This is a genomic window from Pseudomonas sp. Sample_23 (assembly GCF_004307595.1).
Classification (GTDB): domain Bacteria; phylum Pseudomonadota; class Gammaproteobacteria; order Pseudomonadales; family Pseudomonadaceae; genus Aquipseudomonas; species Aquipseudomonas atacamensis.
Genome location: NZ_RCNX01000013.1, coordinates 1 through 17435, shown reverse-complemented (window position 1 = coordinate 17435; position 17435 = coordinate 1). Strand labels below are relative to the sequence as shown.

At 58.8% G+C, this 17435-nt stretch carries 13 protein-coding genes; 3 read left to right on the top strand and 10 right to left on the bottom strand.

The features are described 5' to 3' along the window. Positions 1 to 390 precede the first annotated feature (390 nt). The 3 genes from D8U82_RS03115 to D8U82_RS03105 all read right to left on the bottom strand — a co-directional run bounded on the left by D8U82_RS03115 (position 391) and on the right by D8U82_RS03105 (position 6070). Complete coding sequence (locus D8U82_RS03115; protein ID WP_024011583.1) at positions 391 to 759, bottom strand: endonuclease domain-containing protein; 369 nt, start codon at positions 757 to 759, stop codon at positions 391 to 393. Between the two features lie 225 nt (positions 760 to 984). Then, complete coding sequence (locus tag D8U82_RS03110) at positions 985 to 3513, bottom strand: sulfite reductase flavoprotein subunit alpha (protein ID WP_130901654.1); 2529 nt, start codon at positions 3511 to 3513, stop codon at positions 985 to 987. 235 nt (positions 3514 to 3748) lie between these two features. Then, positions 3749 to 6070 (bottom strand): TonB-dependent siderophore receptor, encoded by a 2322-nt coding sequence (locus tag D8U82_RS03105; RefSeq protein ID WP_130901642.1) that lies wholly within the window; start codon positions 6068 to 6070, stop codon positions 3749 to 3751. A gap of 207 nt (positions 6071 to 6277) precedes the next feature. Here D8U82_RS03105 and D8U82_RS03100 point away from each other — a divergent pair, with 207 nt between their 5' ends. Together D8U82_RS03100 and D8U82_RS03095 are read left to right on the top strand one after the other, a co-directional pair. Further along, positions 6278 to 6958 (top strand): Fe2+-dependent dioxygenase, encoded by a 681-nt coding sequence (locus D8U82_RS03100; RefSeq protein ID WP_130901641.1) that lies wholly within the window; start codon positions 6278 to 6280, stop codon positions 6956 to 6958. Then, positions 6955 to 7731, top strand: coding sequence for a tetratricopeptide repeat protein (locus D8U82_RS03095; RefSeq protein ID WP_130887764.1), 777 nt, complete (start codon positions 6955 to 6957; stop codon positions 7729 to 7731). Before D8U82_RS03100 ends, D8U82_RS03095 begins: the two co-directional genes overlap by 4 nt. A gap of 17 nt (positions 7732 to 7748) precedes the next feature. On the opposite strand, the gene D8U82_RS03090 is transcribed toward D8U82_RS03095, so the two are convergent. The 7 genes from D8U82_RS03090 to D8U82_RS03060 form a co-directional block, all read right to left on the bottom strand. After that, positions 7749 to 8750: an alpha-xenorhabdolysin family binary toxin subunit B gene (locus tag D8U82_RS03090; RefSeq protein WP_130901640.1), complete on the bottom strand. Its 1002-nt coding sequence runs from the start codon at positions 8748 to 8750 to the stop codon at positions 7749 to 7751. Between the two features lie 32 nt (positions 8751 to 8782). Then, entirely contained in the window at positions 8783 to 9838 is a 1056-nt protein-coding gene (locus D8U82_RS03085; RefSeq protein ID WP_125927187.1) for an alpha-xenorhabdolysin family binary toxin subunit A, read from the bottom strand. A gap of 160 nt (positions 9839 to 9998) precedes the next feature. Continuing rightward, on the bottom strand, positions 9999 to 11162 hold the full coding sequence (locus D8U82_RS03080; protein ID WP_123443380.1) for a type III PLP-dependent enzyme: 1164 nt from the start codon (positions 11160 to 11162) through the stop codon (positions 9999 to 10001). Positions 11163 to 11815: 653 nt separating this feature from the next. Further along, positions 11816 to 12973, bottom strand: a complete 1158-nt coding sequence (locus tag D8U82_RS03075) for an ABC transporter ATP-binding protein (RefSeq protein ID WP_016771732.1) — start codon at positions 12971 to 12973, stop codon at positions 11816 to 11818. Beyond that, a complete protein-coding gene (locus tag D8U82_RS03070; RefSeq protein WP_016771731.1) occupies positions 12970 to 13623 on the bottom strand; it encodes an ABC transporter permease in 654 nt (217 codons plus the stop codon). The genes D8U82_RS03075 and D8U82_RS03070 overlap by 4 nt, the downstream gene beginning before the upstream one ends. Before the next feature lie 13 nt (positions 13624 to 13636). Then, positions 13637 to 14530, bottom strand: a complete 894-nt coding sequence (locus D8U82_RS03065) for a glycine betaine ABC transporter substrate-binding protein (RefSeq protein WP_016771730.1) — start codon at positions 14528 to 14530, stop codon at positions 13637 to 13639. A 20-nt stretch (positions 14531 to 14550) separates the two neighbouring features. Beyond that, positions 14551 to 15240, bottom strand: a complete 690-nt coding sequence (locus tag D8U82_RS03060; RefSeq protein WP_166554532.1) for an ABC transporter permease — start codon at positions 15238 to 15240, stop codon at positions 14551 to 14553. A 358-nt stretch (positions 15241 to 15598) separates the two neighbouring features. Here D8U82_RS03060 and D8U82_RS03055 point away from each other — a divergent pair, with 358 nt between their 5' ends. Then, positions 15599 to 17182 (top strand): peptide chain release factor 3, encoded by a 1584-nt coding sequence (locus tag D8U82_RS03055; protein WP_016771727.1) that lies wholly within the window; start codon positions 15599 to 15601, stop codon positions 17180 to 17182. Positions 17183 to 17435 lie beyond the last annotated feature (253 nt).

Sequence of the window (17435 nt, the reverse complement as noted above, 5' to 3'; positions counted from 1 at the left end):
ATGCATCGACCTGGAAGACCGAGGTGATTGTGGCTTTGGATTCAGTGAAGAACGCTCAGGTCGGCGTCGATTTCAAGCATCCCCCAATCAGTCACCTCGCCCTCTGGGAGGGAGAGGGCCGACCGAGGTGTCTTGCGTCATGCATCGACCTGGTAGACCGAGGTGATTGTGGCTTTGGATTCAGTGAAGAGCGCTCAGGCTGGCGTCGATCTCAAGCATCCCCCAATCAGTCCCCTCTCCCTCTGGGAGGGAGAGGGGACTGAGGTGTCTTGCGCTATGCATCGACCTGGAAAACTCAGGTGATTATGGCTATGGATTCAGTGAAGAACGCTCAGGTCGGCGTCGATCTCGAGCATCCCCCAATCAGTCCCCTCTCCCTCTGGGAGAGGGCTAGGGTGAGGGCATTTTCCGCTCTGCCGCAATTCTGATGATCTGCTCCAATACATCATCCATCTGCTGAAGCACCTCAAGATTGCTGAATCGCACGACTTCAATGCCTTGTTGAGACAGGAAGTTCGACCGGCGCCGATCGTGAAGCACCCCGGCCGTCTCATAGTGCTGGCCACCATCCAGCTCAATCGCCAACCTCAACTCCACACAATAGAAATCCAGCACAAACGGCGGACATGGAAACTGTCGGCGAAATTTAAGGTTGGCGATTTGCCGGGAACGCAGGCGCTGCCAGAGCAGGTGTTCGCAATCTGTCTGGTTGGTGCGTAAGTGGCGGGCGAATTGGGCGAGGGTAGGGCGGCTTGGCATGCCTTCACGGTCCTTGTGAAGTTGAGTGGAGATTTAACAGTAGCCCATTTCCCTCATCGGAACGCGGCCCGCCCAGCTCTCTCCCAGGAGGAGAGGGAGCCGACCGAGGTGATTATGGCTATGGATTCAGTGAAGAACGCTCAGGTCGGCGTCGATCTCCAGCATCCCCCAATCGGTCCCCTCTCCCATTGGGAGAGGGCTAGGGTGAGGGGCTTTTCGCAGGCGTTAGTAAACGTCCCGGCGATAGCGGCCCTGTTCGATCAGGCGTTCGACTTCGGCGCTGCCGAGGATATCCTTGAGGGCCTGGTCTACGCCTGAGGCCATACCTTGAAGGCTGCCGCAGATATAGATGACGGCACCATCTGCCAACCACTTCTTCAATTCATCCGCCGACTCACGCAAGCGATCCTGCACATAAATCTTCTCAGCCTGATCGCGGGAAAACGCCAGATCCAGCCGCGCCAGATCACCATTGACCAGCCATTCCTCCAGCTCGGCGCGGCAGAGGAAGTCGTGCTCGCGGTTGCGCTCGCCGAACAGCAGCCACTGCCGTTGCTGACCATCGGCAATGCGTGCCTTGAGCAGGCTGCGCAGGCCGGCCAGGCCGGTGCCGTTGCCCAGCAGGATCATCGGCACGGGTTCGTTCGGCAGATGGAAACCGCTGTTGCGCCGCACGCGCAGGCTGATGCTGCCGCCCACTGGCGCGTGTTCGGTGAGCCAGCCGGAGCCGATGCCGAGGCTGCCGTCGTTGTGCTGTTCCTGGCGCACGATCAGTTCCAGCACGCCGTCAGCGGCAATCGAGGCGATCGAGTATTCGCGCATCGCCAGCGGCACCATCGCGTCGACCAGCGACTGCGCATGCAAACCGACCAGATGTGCGCGGTGTTCGGGCAGTTGGCGTGAGGCGAGGGCAACCTCCAGCGGCTCGTCGATGCCGTTGACCTTCACCTGAGTTTCGCCACGGATGCCGAGGCCGTCGAGGAAATGTTCGATGGCCCACGGGCAGTTGCGTGGCAGCACTTCGACCAGGTCACCGGCCAGCCAACTGCGGGTGTCCGGGGCTTTGAGGCCGAGCAGGTAGACCGGCGCGCCGCTGCTGTCGGGGTTCATCAGTTCCCGCCGGACCAGCGTCCAGTTGTCGTAGCTCGGTGCTTGCCAGGTTTCGCTCGGCGCCTGTCCGGTGAGCTGGCCGAGTTGGGTTTGCCAGTGACGCAGCGCGTAAGGATCGCCGCTGTCGACCTCCACCGGGGCGAACAAGGTCTTGCCGCCGTGCTCGCCGAGCCATTGATGCAAGCGCTTGGCGAAGCCGCAGAAGTGCGCGTACTGCCGATCGCCAAGGCCGAGCACGGCGTAGTTGAGGCTGTCGAGTGTCGAGGCCTTGGCCAGCACTTTGCGCTCGAAACCACGGGCGCTGTCCGGCGCTTCGCCGTCGCCGAAGGTGCTGACCACGAACAATGCGTTGTTCGACTCACGCAGATCCTGTTCGCTCAGATTGGCCAGCGGCTGCACGTTGACCGGCAATCCGGCGGCCTGCAATTGTCCGGCGGTCTGCCAAGCCAGTTGTTCGGCGAAACCGCTCTGGCTGGCGAAACCGATCAGCCATGCCGAAGCATCGGCGGACGGTTGTGCGAGACCTTGGCGGGCATCCTTGATCTGCTTTTTCTTGCGCCGACGATCCAGATACAGCAGCCAGCCAGTGATGAAAAACAGCGGCATGCACACCGCCGCAATCGTCACGATGATGCGCCCGACGAGGCCAAAATAGCTGCCGACGTGCAGCGCATAAATGCTGGTCAGCAGTTGGGCCTTGAAGCTCTTGTCGGCATAGCGGTCGACGCGTTTGACTACGCCGGTGGCCGGGTCGAGGGTGATCTGGTTCAGCGCGCGGTCATGGGGCGAGCTGTCGAGCAGGTAGAACACCGTCGCCGGCTGGCCGGCAACCGCCGGCATGCGAATGTTGTACGCGGCCAGACCCGGGCCGGCAGCGCTGTAGATGCTGCTCCACATCGCCGCGTAGTCGGCGGTCGGTGCCGGGCCTTCCGGCGCCGGGCCGCGACCGCCGCGTACGCGTTCGTTTTGCGGCGCGTCGGAAAGCAGTCGGGTCAGGCCTTTGTTGTACCACTCGTACGACCATGACAAACCGGTCAACGCCAGCAGCAGATAAACCAAAAGGCACCAGGTGCCGGCCACCGAGTGCAGATCCCAATTGAACGCACGGCCCTTCTTTTTCCAGTCCAGGGTCAACCACACGCGCCAGCTGTTCCATTGGCGCGGCCAACGCAAATACAGGCCAGAGAGACAGAAGAACAACAGCATCAAGGTGCAGGCGCCGGTGATGTTGCGCCCGGTGTCGCCCATGGCGAGGAAGCGGTGCAGTTGCAGCATCAGGCCGAAGAAATCCTGACCGGTGGCATCGCCCTTGAACTCGGCGGTGTACGGATCGAAGTAGCGCATTTCGCCACGCCGTTCGCCCTTGGGCGGAGTGAAGAATACCCGTGCGGCGTGACCGCTGTCGGTCTCGACCCAGAGCATCGCGACTTTCTTGCCGGACGCGGCTTCGATGCGTTCCACCAGTTCAACTGGCGGCAGCACTCCAGCGACATGTTTTTCCACCTGCAGAACGGACGGATTCAGCGCGCGCAGGATCTCGTCCTGAAACGAATAGGCCGCGCCGGTGATGCCCATCAGAGCCAGCACCAGCCCTGCGGTGATGCCAAAAAACCAGTGCAACTGGAACAGGGTTTTCTTCAACACGTCACTCGCCGTCCGTTCGGAAATTGTCATCACGGCGCGCATTATGCCGTGGGTTATCAAGAAGCGTTTTGCGTAACACACAAAAGCCCCGTTCAACTGAATGAACGGGGCCGAGCCTCGCGGCACATTCCCTGTGGGAGCGAGCCTGCTCGCGAAAGCGGTGTGTCAGTCAGCATCGATGTTGCTGAAAGATTGCCTTCGCGAGCAGGCTCGCTCCCACAGGTTTTCACATCGGTCAGAAGTGGAAATTGGTGCTCAACAGCGCCGTGCGGCCCGCCGCCTGGTTGGCGAAGTGGGTCGAGAAGGCTTTGTCGTAATAGGTTTCGTCGGTCAGGTTCTGCACGTTGAGTTGCAGGTCGACGTTCTTGGTCAGCTTGTAGGCCGCCATCGCGTCGTAACGCACGTACGAATCGACCATCGTTGTATTGGCGACACTGCCGTAGACGTCGTCGACGTAGAACGCGCCACCACCGATCGTCAGCTTCGGCGTGACCTGATACGTGGTCCACAGGCTGGCGCTGTTTTTCGGTGTGTTCGGCAGATCGTTGCCGTCGTTGGCGCGACCCAGCGGGCCACCGTCAACCTGTTCGCTGTCCATGAAGGCGTAACCGGCGAACACCTGCCACTTGTCGGTGATCTTGCCGCTGGCCGACAGTTCGAAGCCTTGCACGCGGGTCTTGCCGGCGTTCTCGTACGAACTGGTGTCGACCTGCACGCGAGCGTTTTCCTTCTCGGTGCGGAAGATGTCGGCGGTCAGCGACAGGCGATCATTGAGCAGATCCCACTTGGTGCCGATTTCGTAGTTCTTGGTGGTTTCCGGCTCCATGTCGCTGCTCAGCAGGTTGCCGCTGCGATCCGGGGTGCCGCCCAGCGGGTTGCCTTCCTGGCCTTCGCCCAAAGTGTTGCCCGGCGGCGTCGCCGAGGTCGCGTAGGAGGCGTAGATGCTGCCGTTTTCCGCCGGCTTGTAGACCACGCCGAACTGGCCGGTGACGAATTCGCTGGTGTCATCACCCTTGGAGGTGGTGGTCCCTGCGGCGTTGTAGGTTTTGTAGTCGGTGTCGAAGTGGTCGTAGCGCAGGCCCATGTTCACCAGCCATTGCTCGGACAACTCCAGCGTGTCGAACACGTACAGTGCGTAGGTGTCGGCCTGGGTGTCGGTGCCGGCGTAGTTGCGCGAGATCGCACCGTTCCACGGATCGTTCGGGTTCGGGTTCGACAGCGAGGTGCAGTTGTAATTGCTCGAGGCACCAATCATCGCCGGTGTGCAGTTGCTGCTGGAAGGCACATTGGTCGTACGCGGCGTGGTGTCGGTGTTGACGTTGTACGAGGATTTCTCGCTCTGCTCGCGGGTGTATTCGACACCGGTGGAGAAGCTGTTCTTGAAACCGCCCACATAGAAGGTGCCGAACAGGTCGGTCTGGTTGGTGGTGGTTTCGGTGTTGCTCACCCGCGTGTTGGCCCGACGCCAGACGCTGCCGTTGTTGACGTTGCCCTTGCTGTCGTCCGGCTGGGTGAGGATGTAATCCTGCATGCTGCTGCCGTGGCGCAGGGTGTTCTTGATGGTCAGCGCATCGTTCAGGTCGTGCTCGATGGCGAAGGTCGCGGTGTCGGTGCGGCCCTTGCGGAAATCGCGATCCAGACCGTAGAAGTTGTCGTGATCGCCACCGGCGTACGGCTTGTCCGGGTTGGACTTGGTGCGTGCGGCCGAACCACCGGTTGGAATGGTGTACGGAATGCCCGAGTCCGGGGTGTCGTTGCTTTCCAGATGGTAGTAGTCGAGGTTGACGCGGGTGTCAGTGCCCAGACCGAAGGCCAGCGATGGTGCGATACCCCAGCGGTCGTAATCGACCTTGTCGCGACCGGCGACGTTGCTCTCGTGGCTCATCAGGTTGAGACGGCCGGCAGCGCTGTCGCTGAACTGGTAATTGCCGTCGAGGGTGTAGCGCTGGGTCTGGTCGGAGCCGTAGGTGAAGCCGCCGTCGAAGGAGTTGCCCAGATGGGCTTTCTTGCTCACCAGATTAATGCTGCCGCCGGCTGCGCCGCGACCGCCAATCGCCGAGTTCGGGCCTTTGCTGACTTCGATGTTTTCCACAGCGAAGATCTCGCGGCTCTGCGAACCGGTGTCGCGCACGCCGTCCAGGTAAGTGTCACCCTGAGCATCGAAGCCGCGAATGAATGGACGGTCGCCCTGCGGGTTGCCGCCTTCACCGGCGCCGAAGGTGATGCCCGGCACGGTGCGCAGCGCGTCCTGCATGTTCAGCGCGCCGGTGTCCTTGAGCACTTGTTGCGGGATGACGGTGACCGAGCGCGGGGTGTCGACCAGCGGCGCGGTGTACTTGGGCGAGGAGGCTTTTTCGACCTGATAGGAGGTCGAGTCCTGGGCTTCGCCGGTGATGGCGGTGGCGTCCAGGGCGATGGCGTTGCCGGACGCTTTGCTGTCGGTTTTTTCCGCCGCGAAGACCATCTGCCCAGCGGAGCCGGCGGTGATTGCGACACCGATTGCCGAGGCGAGCAGACGTGGTGAACTGACCGGTAATTGTGCGTGTTGACGTGCCATTTTTATTCCCCTCCCCAAGGATTTGAGGCGGCGGAATATAGGGTAAACAGGTATTCGTATCAATTGCGAAACATTGTTATTCGCATTGAATTTACATTCTTTACAATTTGCCCTTACGGTTTCTGCTTGTTCATCCGTCTTGGGGGTTTTACACAGTCAATAAGAATCAATACCATTGCCGCCTTCTTGCCATCAGGTGACATCGCCATGCTGCTGCACATTCCCGGGCTGTTCGCAAAAGACGAAGTGCAGCGCATCCGCCAGGCCCTGGAGCAAGCGGATTGGGCCGACGGCAAGATTACCGCCGGCTTCCAGTCGGCCAAGGCCAAGCACAATCTGCAATTGCCCGAAGGCAACCCACTGGCGAAGGAAATCGGCGCGGCGATGCTGGAGCGGTTGTGGAAAAATCCGCTGTTCATGTCTGCCGCACTGCCACACAAAGTCTTCCCACCGCTAGTGAACTGCTACACGGCCGGCGGCAGTTTTGATTTCCACATCGACAACGCCGTGCGCCAGCCCAAGGGCAGCATCGAGCGGGTGCGCACCGATTTGTCGGCGACGCTGTTTTTCAGCGAACCGGAAGATTACGACGGCGGCGAACTGGAGATTCAGGACACCTACGGCACCCAGCGCGTGAAGCTGCCAGCCGGCGACATGGTGTTGTATCCGGGCACCAGTTTGCACAAGGTCAATGCGGTTACACGTGGTGCGCGTTATGCCTCGTTCTTCTGGACGCAAAGTCTGGTGCGCGAAGACAGTCAGCGCGCGTTGTTGTTCGAGATGGACGACGCGATTCAGCAACTCACGCAGGACATGCCAGATCACCCATCGCTGATCCGCCTCACCGGCACATATCACAACTTGCTGCGGCGCTGGGTCGAGGTATGAGTTTTCAACTGCGTCGCGAGGAAATCCTCAGCGGCGAACAACTCAGTGCCATGCTCGGCGAAAGTCCGGCCCGTGCTGCGCAGGCGATTTTGCTGGCAGCGGGTGAGGGCGAAGTTGAAGCGCAGGCGTTGCTTGGGCAAATCCTGCTCGACGGCCAGGGCATCGCCCAGGATCAAGCGCTGGCGCTGCGCTGGTTCGGCATCGCTGCCGGGCGCGGGCATCTGATGGCGCGCAATATGCTCGGCCGTTGTCATGAGCAGGGTTGGGGCATTGCTGCGGATGCGTCGATTGCTGCGCAGCATTATCGGATCGCAGCGGAGGCCGGACTGGATTGGGCGATGTACAACCTCGCCAATCTGCTGGCGACCGGGCGCGGGGTGGCGGTTGATCATCTGCAGGCGCTGGCGTTGTATCGGCGCGCGGCTGAACTGGGTCATGCGAAATCGATGAATCTGCTGGGGCGCTATCTGGAGGAAGGGCTGCTGTGCCCGGCGGATCCTTTGGCGGCGCGTGAGTGGTATCGGCGTTCGGCTGAGGCTGGGGATTTTCGCGGGCAGTTCAGTTTTGCGGCGGTGTTGGCGGGTGAGGGGCGGATCGAAGAGGCCCTCAATTGGCTGGGTGAAGCAATGAGCAAAGGCAATCTGGCTTTTCTTCGTGTCAGCAGTGAGTCACTGCTGGCCTCCCCGCATCCGGACATCCGCAGCATGGCTCAGGCCTACCGTCAGCGAATGACATTATTGGGTGCCCGGACCGTTGCCCCTCATCTGCGATGAAGGGCAACGGATGGCGATTAACCGCGTAGCCAGCGTCCCTGAAGCTTGTTCATATAGCTGCGCAGTGCCTGGCTGTTTTTGAGCACGAGTTCACCGCGTGCCAGGATGTCATCGCGTGGGCCATCCATGATCGTATCGGCAAAGGCATTCAGCGCGTCGACCAGTTTGTTGGTTTCACTGACATAAGTCTGTCGGTGGGGAATGACTTTTTGCGCGTCATTCAATTGCCGGGTTCTGTTGTCGTTTTCACGCAACTGGCTTGTCAGAGACGACACGCGTTCCTCACGTTGCGAGATGCGGTTCTGAATGACGTCCCGGGCTTTGGTCAGGCTCTGGTATTTGATCAGCTCGTTGGCCTCGTCCAGAAATTTGTTGGCAACAATGATCCCTGCTTCCATCGCGGCGCTTTGCGGCGTCGGTGTGTTATTGCCAAGCAAGGTCTTCAATTGATCCAGCAGTGGTTTCAGGCGGTCGATAATGGTCAGCTTCTCGAACTCATTGATCGCGTTGTTCAACACGAGCAAATCAGCATTCAGTTCAACAATGGGCGCTTGCTCGGTGATGAGTTGCTGCTCCAGTTCGACTTTGGCGTCGGCAAGTTCCGCGAGTCGGAAACGATTGTTGCTGATGTTTGCGCTCTGGACGTTGTAGACACCGTCTTCGAGTTTTGCGTGCAATTGCGAAATCTGGTCAGTGCACAAGTCCATCAGTTGGCTGGAGATTGTCGAGTAGACCTTGATGGCTTCATCGTTCTGGGTGTCTGCTTGACGCGCCATCAACGCTGTCAGGGCTTGCAGGTTCTCGCGCAGATCATCGGTTTCCAGTGCGACGATAGCGCTGGTTATGGCGTTGGCGGCCAGTTGATCGGCTTGGCCAACGGCTGCGTTGAGGCCAAGCAGCTCGTCGCCCAAGGCTTTGATGTACAAATTGGCGGAGCCCACAATCGCTTGATATCGGATGGCTTCACGACTGTCGTGAATTGTGGCTAGATCGGGGAGTTGGTAACTCGCTAGTGTCATAAGAATATCCTTTTCGTTGTTTTTTATAAATGTCAGTCGAATGCGGCGATCAGTGCATTCGAATTGGTTTGGATGGTCTTCCAGTTTTTCAAGACAACACGCAAACTTGAAACGAAGGCTCTGAGCGTGAGGAAGTCATGCATGCCCATTACTTTGTTTTTTGAAGCGTCGATGTATTCGGAGATTGACACCCAGATTGTTTCAAGTTGCGAGGTGCTTTGGATGGCGCCGTCAACATAAATTAAAAGACTGTCAAGGTCTGTGTGCAACTGCAGAAGAGTGCCGGCGAGAATGTTTTTTTGTTTAACCTGCTCCACCAGTTGGTCGCGTTGCTCGCGCAACGGCGCAATGTTTTTAATCTCGAATAATTCCAGCGTTTGATAAACACCCTGCGGATATGGACTCATAAAAGCCAGGAAGTGCTCGAAGAAATTGGGTTCGGCCTCTCGAATCTTCTCATCGAGGCGCGCTTGAGCTTTATCAATGGCCAGGTTCAAATCGGTGATCTGACGATTGATCTCGTTATTGTTAGCCAGTTTCATCTTGCTGCCGATGCCGGGAGCGACGGTATTGTTGAGTTCGGCCTTGAAGTACTGCAGGCGCATCATCACGTCCTGGCTGTTGATCTTTTTCTCATCAATAGAATCGGCGATAAATACCAGCGACTCCTGAATCGAGGCAAATCGGTTTTTCTCAGCCGTGCCTATTTCCAATGGTGGCAGGCTGTTTATTTCATCCTCGGTGAGCGTGCTGATGGTACCAAGGTAATTCAAGTAACCGGGCATCGTTGTGATGGCATCGATTATTTCCTGGCCAAAGTTTTCCAGATCTTCCGAGAAGGTTGCCAGGCTGCCACCGACGCGCTTCATGGAGTATTCGATATCACTCCAAGAGTTGGCGTTGTTGATGACCTTATGGTTCAGTTCGACAATATCAATTGGCTCAAGCCCGACAATGCCGGTCTTTTTTGCCTGTAACTGCGTTTCTACATCCGCGATCGTGCGGGGTAGCGATTGCGCGGTCAAGATGTAGTCCTTGATTTTCTTTATATCATTTTTTGTGACTGATTTGGTTGAACTCGCTTGCACTTTTTAATCCTTTTTAAGTGGCGTCGAGTTCGTAGGTTAGAGTTGTTTTATGTGCGAGGTATATGTTTTCTATGTAACTTGTTGTTGGTGTATGGTTGTGGTGCCAATATCTAAATAAAAACCCGTGCCTGGGCACGGGTTTTTTTGGAGTTGCCAATTATTATACGTAATATGACTTCAAGGGCGGAAAGCCATTGAATTCAACGGCGCTATAACTGGTGGTGTAAGCACCCGTCGACAACCAATACAGACGATCACCGATTGCCAAATTCAGCGGCAAACCGTATTTGTAGTTCTCGTACATGATGTCGGCGCTGTCGCAGGTCGGGCCGGCGATCACGACTTCTTCCATCTCGCCTTTCTTCTCGGTCCAGATCGGGAACTTGATCGCTTCGTCCATGGTTTCGATCAGGCCGGAGAACTTGCCCACATCCGTGTAAACCCAACGCTCGACAGCAGTGCGCGACTTGCGCGCAACCAGTACCACTTCGCTGACCAGGATACCGGCGTTGGCAATCAGCGAACGGCCCGGCTCGAGGATGATTTCCGGCAGGTCATCACCGAAATCTTCCTTGAGGAAGCGGATGATTTCTTCGGCGTAGGTTTCCAGGCTGTTGGTGCGGGTGATGTAGTTGGCCGGGAAGCCGCCGCCCATGTTGATCAGCTTGAGGTGGATGCCGTCTTCTTCTTTCAAGCGTTCGAAGATCACTTTGACCTTGGCGATCGCCGCGTCCCAGACGCTGATGTCGCGTTGTTGCGAGCCGACGTGGAACGAGATGCCGTACGGCACCAGACCCAGGTCGCGGGCGAGGATCAGCAGGTCCATGGCCATGTCGGTCTGGCAGCCGAACTTGCGCGACAGTGGCCAGTCAGCCGTGGTCGAACCTTCAGTGAGGATGCGCACATAGACTTTCGAACCCGGTGCAGCCTTGGCGATGTTGCGCAGGTCGGCTTCGGAGTCGGTGGAGAACAGACGCACGCCCTTCTCATAGAAGTAGCGGATGTCCTTGGATTTCTTGATGGTGTTGCCGTAGCTGATACGGTCCGGGCTGACGCCGCGATCCATGACCTTGTCCAGCTCGTAGATGGAGGCAATGTCGAAGCTCGAACCCTTGTCTTTGAGCAGGTCGATGATCTCGACGGCCGGGTTGGCCTTGACCGCGTAGTAGACCTTGGCGAATTCGAAACCGGCGCGCAGGTCATCGTAGGCCTGGGCGATCATCGCGGTGTCGATCACCACGAACGGGGTTTCCTGTTTGTCGGCGAACGCCTTCATTTTGTCGAATGTAGCGCGCGCGAAATAGTCTTCGACCTGGATCGACATGCTGGGAACTCCTGCTGGCAAACTAAGTTAATCAATGGGTGCATGAACGCCCTCCGTATCCCCACTTTGGTTCGCCTACTTCCCAAGGCATGTCGCCGAAAGCAAAAAGGCCTGGGGATGTGCAGCTGTCCCTTGGCCTCGCTGTCTCGTCGTCAGTACTTGAGCCGGATGGATCGTTTCCAGCATGGACGTTCGGCGCGAACTTTAGGGCGTGAGGGGCGCGAGATCAACTAAAAATGTCGCGTTTTTGCACGCTTCTGACGTGCGTCGCGTTCATCACTCCTTCTACCCGACCGAGATGACGGGCAGATGTTCCCGGCGAATTTTCGAGTGTTAAACATATCTGCACGTTCGGGGCTTTTGTCGGCTAGATCGCGGGTAAGTGTGATAGCGGCAACATCGGCGACGTTGGCGTCGAGAGAGGGTATTGAGGGGGGATTTGGGCCTTGAAGAAGCTGAATTGATGACGCTCTTGCGGGAGAGGCTGTTGAGATTCTTTGTCACCCAGTGAAGATCAACAAAATTGCGTAGAGCCTGTGGGAGCGAGCCTGCTCGCGAAGGCATTTTCACAGCCGCCATCAGCGTCGACTGATATTGCGCTTTCGCGAGCAGGCTCGCTCCCACAGGGATCGGGTTTCAACCACGCAGACGGATTATGCGACCACCGTCTCAGCCGGCGAGACGATACTGGTCTTCATTCCCCGCGAACGTCCCGAGCTCAGGTACGCCGCGATCGATTCCTGCGTCACCTCGCCAAGGAACACTCGTTCGGCATCCATCACCGGCAGCCAGGCGCGGTTGAACTCGTACATGCGCGACAGCAGGATGCGCAGGTGCTCGTCGTACGCTGCGGTGGCGTTGAACTCACGCAGGAATTGCGCGCAGGTGCCGGTCTGGCGATGCAGGTCGCGACGGCGCACGTAACCCAGCGCCTTGTTCTCGGCGCAGGTGACCACGACGTAGCGACGGTCGTGCTCGTCCATCAATTCCAGCGCATCGGCCACTGGCGTTTCCGGGCTCACCGACGGCGCGTTGTCCGCCGCGTCTTCGGCCTTCACCAACAGCAAGCGTTTGAGCGTGCTGTCCTGGCCGACGAAGTTGCTGACGAAATCATCCGCCGGATGCGCCAGCAGGGTGTCCGGATGGTCGATCTGCAGCAGCTTGCCGGCGCGGAAAATGGCGATCTTGTCGCCCAGCTTGATCGCTTCGTCGATGTCGTGGCTGACCATGATCACGGTCTTGTTCAGCGCGCGCTGCATCTCGAAGAATTCGTTCTGGATCATCTCTCGGTTGATCGGGTCGACCGCGCCGAACGGCTCGTCCATCAACAGCAGTGGGGCGTCAGCTGCAAGCGCACGAATCACGCCGATACGCTGTTGCTGACCACCGGACAATTCACGCGGGTAGCGATGCAGATACTGCTTGGGCTCAAGCTTGATCATGCTCATCAGTTCGCGGGCGCGGTCGTGGCATTTCTGTTTGTCCCAGCCGAGCAGTTTCGGCACCACGACGATGTTCTCTTCGATGGTCATGTTCGGGAACAGACCGATCTGCTGGATTACGTAGCCGATGTTGCGGCGCAGGGTCACCTCGTCGAGATCGGTGGTGTCTTCGCCGTTGATGAGGATCTTGCCCGAGGTCGGTTTGATCAGGCGGTTGATCATTTTCAGCGTGGTGCTTTTGCCGCAACCCGATGGCCCGAGGAACACGCAGATCTCGCCTTCATTGACGGTCAGGCTCACCGAGTCCACGGCTTTGACATCTTTGCCGTTGCTTTGGAAAGTTTTGCTGAGGTTTTGAAGTTCGATCATTTCAGGAGTCCTTTTGGAGTCAGCGAGCGTTGCAGCCACTGCAAAACGAGGTCGGCGAAAATCGCCAGAAGACTGACCAGCAGCGCGCCGACGATAAGCATCGACATGTCACTGCGGCTGATGGAGGCGAGGATCAGCACACCGAGGCCGCCGGCGCCGATGGTCGCGGCGATGGTCATCACGCCGATGTTCATCACCACGGCGGTGCGCACGCCAGCAAGAATCACCGGCACCGCGATCGGCAGTTCAACCATGCGCAGGCGCTGGCCGAAGGTCATGCCGATGCCGCGCGCGGCTTCGCGGATGCCCGGCTCGACGCCGGTGAGGGCGAGGTAGGTGTTGCGCATGATCGGCAGCAACGAATAGAGGAACACGGCGGTGATTGCCGGCAGCGGCCCGAGGCCCTGGCCGAACTTGGAGTAGAACGGCAGCAGCAGACCGAACAGGGCAATCGACGGCACGGTCAACAGCACCGTGGCGCTGGCCTGCAGCGGGCCGGCGAGGGCGGGGAAGCGCGTCATCAGGATGCCCAGCGGCACGCCGATGACGATCGCCAGGGTCACGGCGATGCCGACCAGAGTGATGTGCTGCCAGGTCAGGTGCATCACCTGCTGCCAGTCGAGATGGGAAAAGGCGTTCAGGAATTCCATGACTTCTCCTCTCTTAATTCAATGGGTGCTGGCGCAGGAAATCGGCGGCAACGGACGATGGGCTTTCATGATCGACGTCGACCCGCGCGTTGAGCTGGCGCATGGTTTCGTCGTCGAACAGTTCGGCCAGCGGCTTGAGTTGTTCGGCCAGTTTCGGGTTGGCGTCCAGCGTGGCCTGACGCACCACGGGAGCGGCGGTGTAGTCGGGGAAGTAATGCTTGTCGTCTTCCAGCAATTTCAGGCCGAAGGCATTGAGGCGGCCATCGGTGGTGTAGACCAGACCGGCAAACACCTGACCGTTACGCAGCGCGGTGTAGACCAGGCCGGCATCCATCTGGCGGATGTTCTTGCGGGTCAGGTTCATGTCGTAGAGCTTGACCATGCCGTCGAGACCGTCGGAACGGTTGGCGAACTCGGTATCCAGCGCTACCAGATGGTTGGTCTTGGCCTCGGCGCGCAGCACTTCGTTGAGCTGGCTGATATTGCCGATCTGCGGGTATTGCTCGGCGACTTTTTTCGGCAAAGCGAGGGCATAGGTGTTGCTGAATTTCGACGGCGTCAGCCAGACCAGGCCTTTTTTCGCGTCGAGTTCTTTGACCCGGGCGTAGGATTGCGCGCTGTCGAGTTTCTCTGTGACGTGGTTGTAGGCCACCAGCGACACGCCGGTGTATTCCCAGAGCAGGTCCAATTGGCCACTTTCGTGGGCGCTGCGGGCGAGGTTGCTGCCCAGACCGCCGGTGATCTGCGCGTCGTAGCCTTTGCTGCGCAGGTATTGCGCGGTGATTTCGGCGAGCAGGGTCTGCTCTGTGAAGACCCGGGCGCCGAGGCGGATGACCGGTTTTTCAGCGGCTTGCGCGATTCCTGCGAACAGCAGGACGCAGCCTAAGATCAAGCTAAGTCGTTTCATAAATATTCCTTCGCAAAGCCTTAAGACGGGCGCAAACCGCGTTCCAGCCAGAGACGGCTGGCGAGGGTGACGACGCCATCGAGCAGCAAGGCCAACAGCGCGGTGCACGCGGCGCCGAGCAGCAGTTGCGGCTGGTTGTTCAGGGCGATGCCGGGGAAGATCAGGCTGCCGAGGCTGTTGGCGCCGATCAGGAACGCCAGCGGCGCGGTACCGACGTTGATCGCCAGTGCGACCCGCACGCCACCGACGATGATCGGCACGGCGTTGGGCAATTCGACTTTCCACAACACCTGGCGCGGGGTCATGCCGATGCCGACAGCGGCTTCCTTCAGCGAGCCCTGCACATTTTTCAGGCCTTCATAGGTGTTGCGCACGATCGGCAACAGCGAGGCGAGGAACAGGGCGAAGATCGCCGGTCCACTGCCGATGCCGAGGATGCCCAGCGCAATCGCGAGCACGGCCAGCGGTGGCACGGTGTTGCCGATATTGAAGATCTGCATGAAGCGTTCGGCGCGGCCGACCATGCTCGGGCGGCTGAGGAAGATACCGGCGGGGATGCCCACGACAAGGGCGGCCAGCATGGAGGCGAGGACGAGAATCAGATGAGCTTGCAGGTAAAACAACAAATCGTCGCGGTAGTGTTCGATCGTGTTGATGCCGATCCAGTGGACCAGCAGGGCCAGGAGCGCGATCACCACCGCACCTCCCATCAGCCCTTTGCCATAGCGGATAGCCACAGGCGGACTCCTTTTTTTGTAGTCGGCGAGCGCAGTCCCGTGTGGCATGCCAAGCCTTGGCTGCCGGGAGCGTCGTTCGCGAAAAGTAGCCGTTTTTCAGAGCCGGCAAAGCGGTCTGAAAGCGAGCCATGAGCGCAGCCTCGTCAGGCTAACTTGCTGATTTTTCAGCCCCTGACGAAAGTTCGTAACAGGGGATGGACGTCTCCGTGCTTTAAAAGGTTCCCATCTGCGGCAGCATTTGGCCACCCTTAATGTGCTCAACGGTTCGGTTATTGCAGCGAGTTGGGCTATAATCGCGGCCCTTTTTTGAATCACCGCCAGGCGATTTCCCATGACCCAACAGGCCGCCGAAGTCGCGAAACGCCGCACTTTCGCCATTATTTCCCACCCCGATGCCGGTAAAACCACGATCACCGAAAAGCTCCTGTTGATGGGCAAGGCGATTGCAGTGGCCGGTACGGTGAAATCCCGTAAATCCGATCGCCATGCGACATCCGACTGGATGGAGATGGAGAAACAGCGGGGTATTTCCATTACCACGTCGGTCATGCAGTTCCCCTATCGCGAACACATGATCAACCTGCTCGACACCCCGGGCCACGAAGACTTCTCCGAAGATACCTACCGCACCCTGACGGCGGTGGACTCGGCACTGATGGTCCTCGACGGCGGTAAAGGTGTAGAGCCACGGACCATTGCGCTGATGGACGTCTGCCGTCTGCGTGACACGCCGATCGTCAGCTTCATCAACAAACTCGACCGTGACATTCGCGACCCGATCGAACTGCTCGACGAGATCGAAGCCGTTCTGAAAATCAAGGCTGCGCCGATCACCTGGCCGATCGGTTGCTACCGCGATTTCAAGGGCGTGTATCACCTGGCCGACGACTACATCATTGTTTACACCGCCGGTCACGGTCACGAGCGCACCGAAACCAAGATCATCGAGAAACTCGACTCCGACGAGGCGCGCGCGCACTTGGGCGATGAATACGAGCGCTTCATCGAACAGCTGGAACTGGTGCAGGGCGCCTGCCACGAATTCAACCAGCAGGAATTCCTCGACGGCCAGTTGACCCCGGTGTTCTTCGGTACCGCGCTGGGCAACTTCGGTGTCGACCACGTGCTCGATGCTGTCGTCGATTGGGCACCGCGTCCGCTGGCCCGTGTGGCCAACGAGCGTACTGTCGAGCCGGTGGAAGAGAAGTTCTCGGGCTTCATCTTCAAGATCCAGGCGAACATGGACCCGAAACACCGCGACCGCATCGCCTTCATGCGTATCTGCTCCGGCAAGTACGAAAAAGGCATGAAGATGCGCCACGTGCGTACCGGCAAGGACGTGCGCATCGGCGACGCCCTGACGTTCTTCTCCTCCGAGCGTGAGCAACTGGAAGAGGCCTACGCCGGCGACATCATCGGTCTGCACAACCACGGCACGATCCAGATCGGCGACACCTTCAGCGAAGGCGAAGTCCTCGGTTTCACCGGCATTCCGCACTTCGCCCCGGAACTGTTCCGTCGCGTGCGTCTGCGTGATCCGCTGAAGTCCAAGCAGTTGCGTCAGGGCCTGCAGCAGTTGGCGGAAGAGGGCGCGACGCAGGTGTTCTTCCCCGAGCGCAGCAACGACATCATTCTTGGCGCCGTCGGTGTGCTGCAGTTCGATGTGGTCGCCAGCCGTTTGAAAGAGGAATACAAGGTCGAGTGCTCGTATGAGCCGATCACCGTGTATTCGGCGCGCTGGATCGAATGTGACGACAAGAAGAAGCTTGAGGAATTCTCCAACAAAGCGGTGGAGAACCTCGCGCTGGATGGCGGTGGTCACCTGACTTACCTGGCGCCGACGCGGGTGAATCTGGCGTTGATGGAAGAGCGTTGGCCGGATGTGAAATTCCGCGCGACGCGGGAGCATCATTAAGGTTTGAGGTGTTTTTCTGAAAGCCCCTGAGGTGTAGGCCTTGGGGGCTTTTTTATGGGCTGCCGGTTTTGCTCTTGGCGGCCGTTGGGCCGACCAGGCTGTTGGGGTTTTGGGTGAATATCCGTTGCTGCGGGTGCTGCGGCTGGCGGTTTCGCCCTTACGGCGAGTCACCTTTTCCAAACGCCGAAAAGGTAACCGAAAAGGCTTGCTCCTGCGTTCGGCCCTCGCAGGCTCGGGTTCCTTCGCTCCGGGA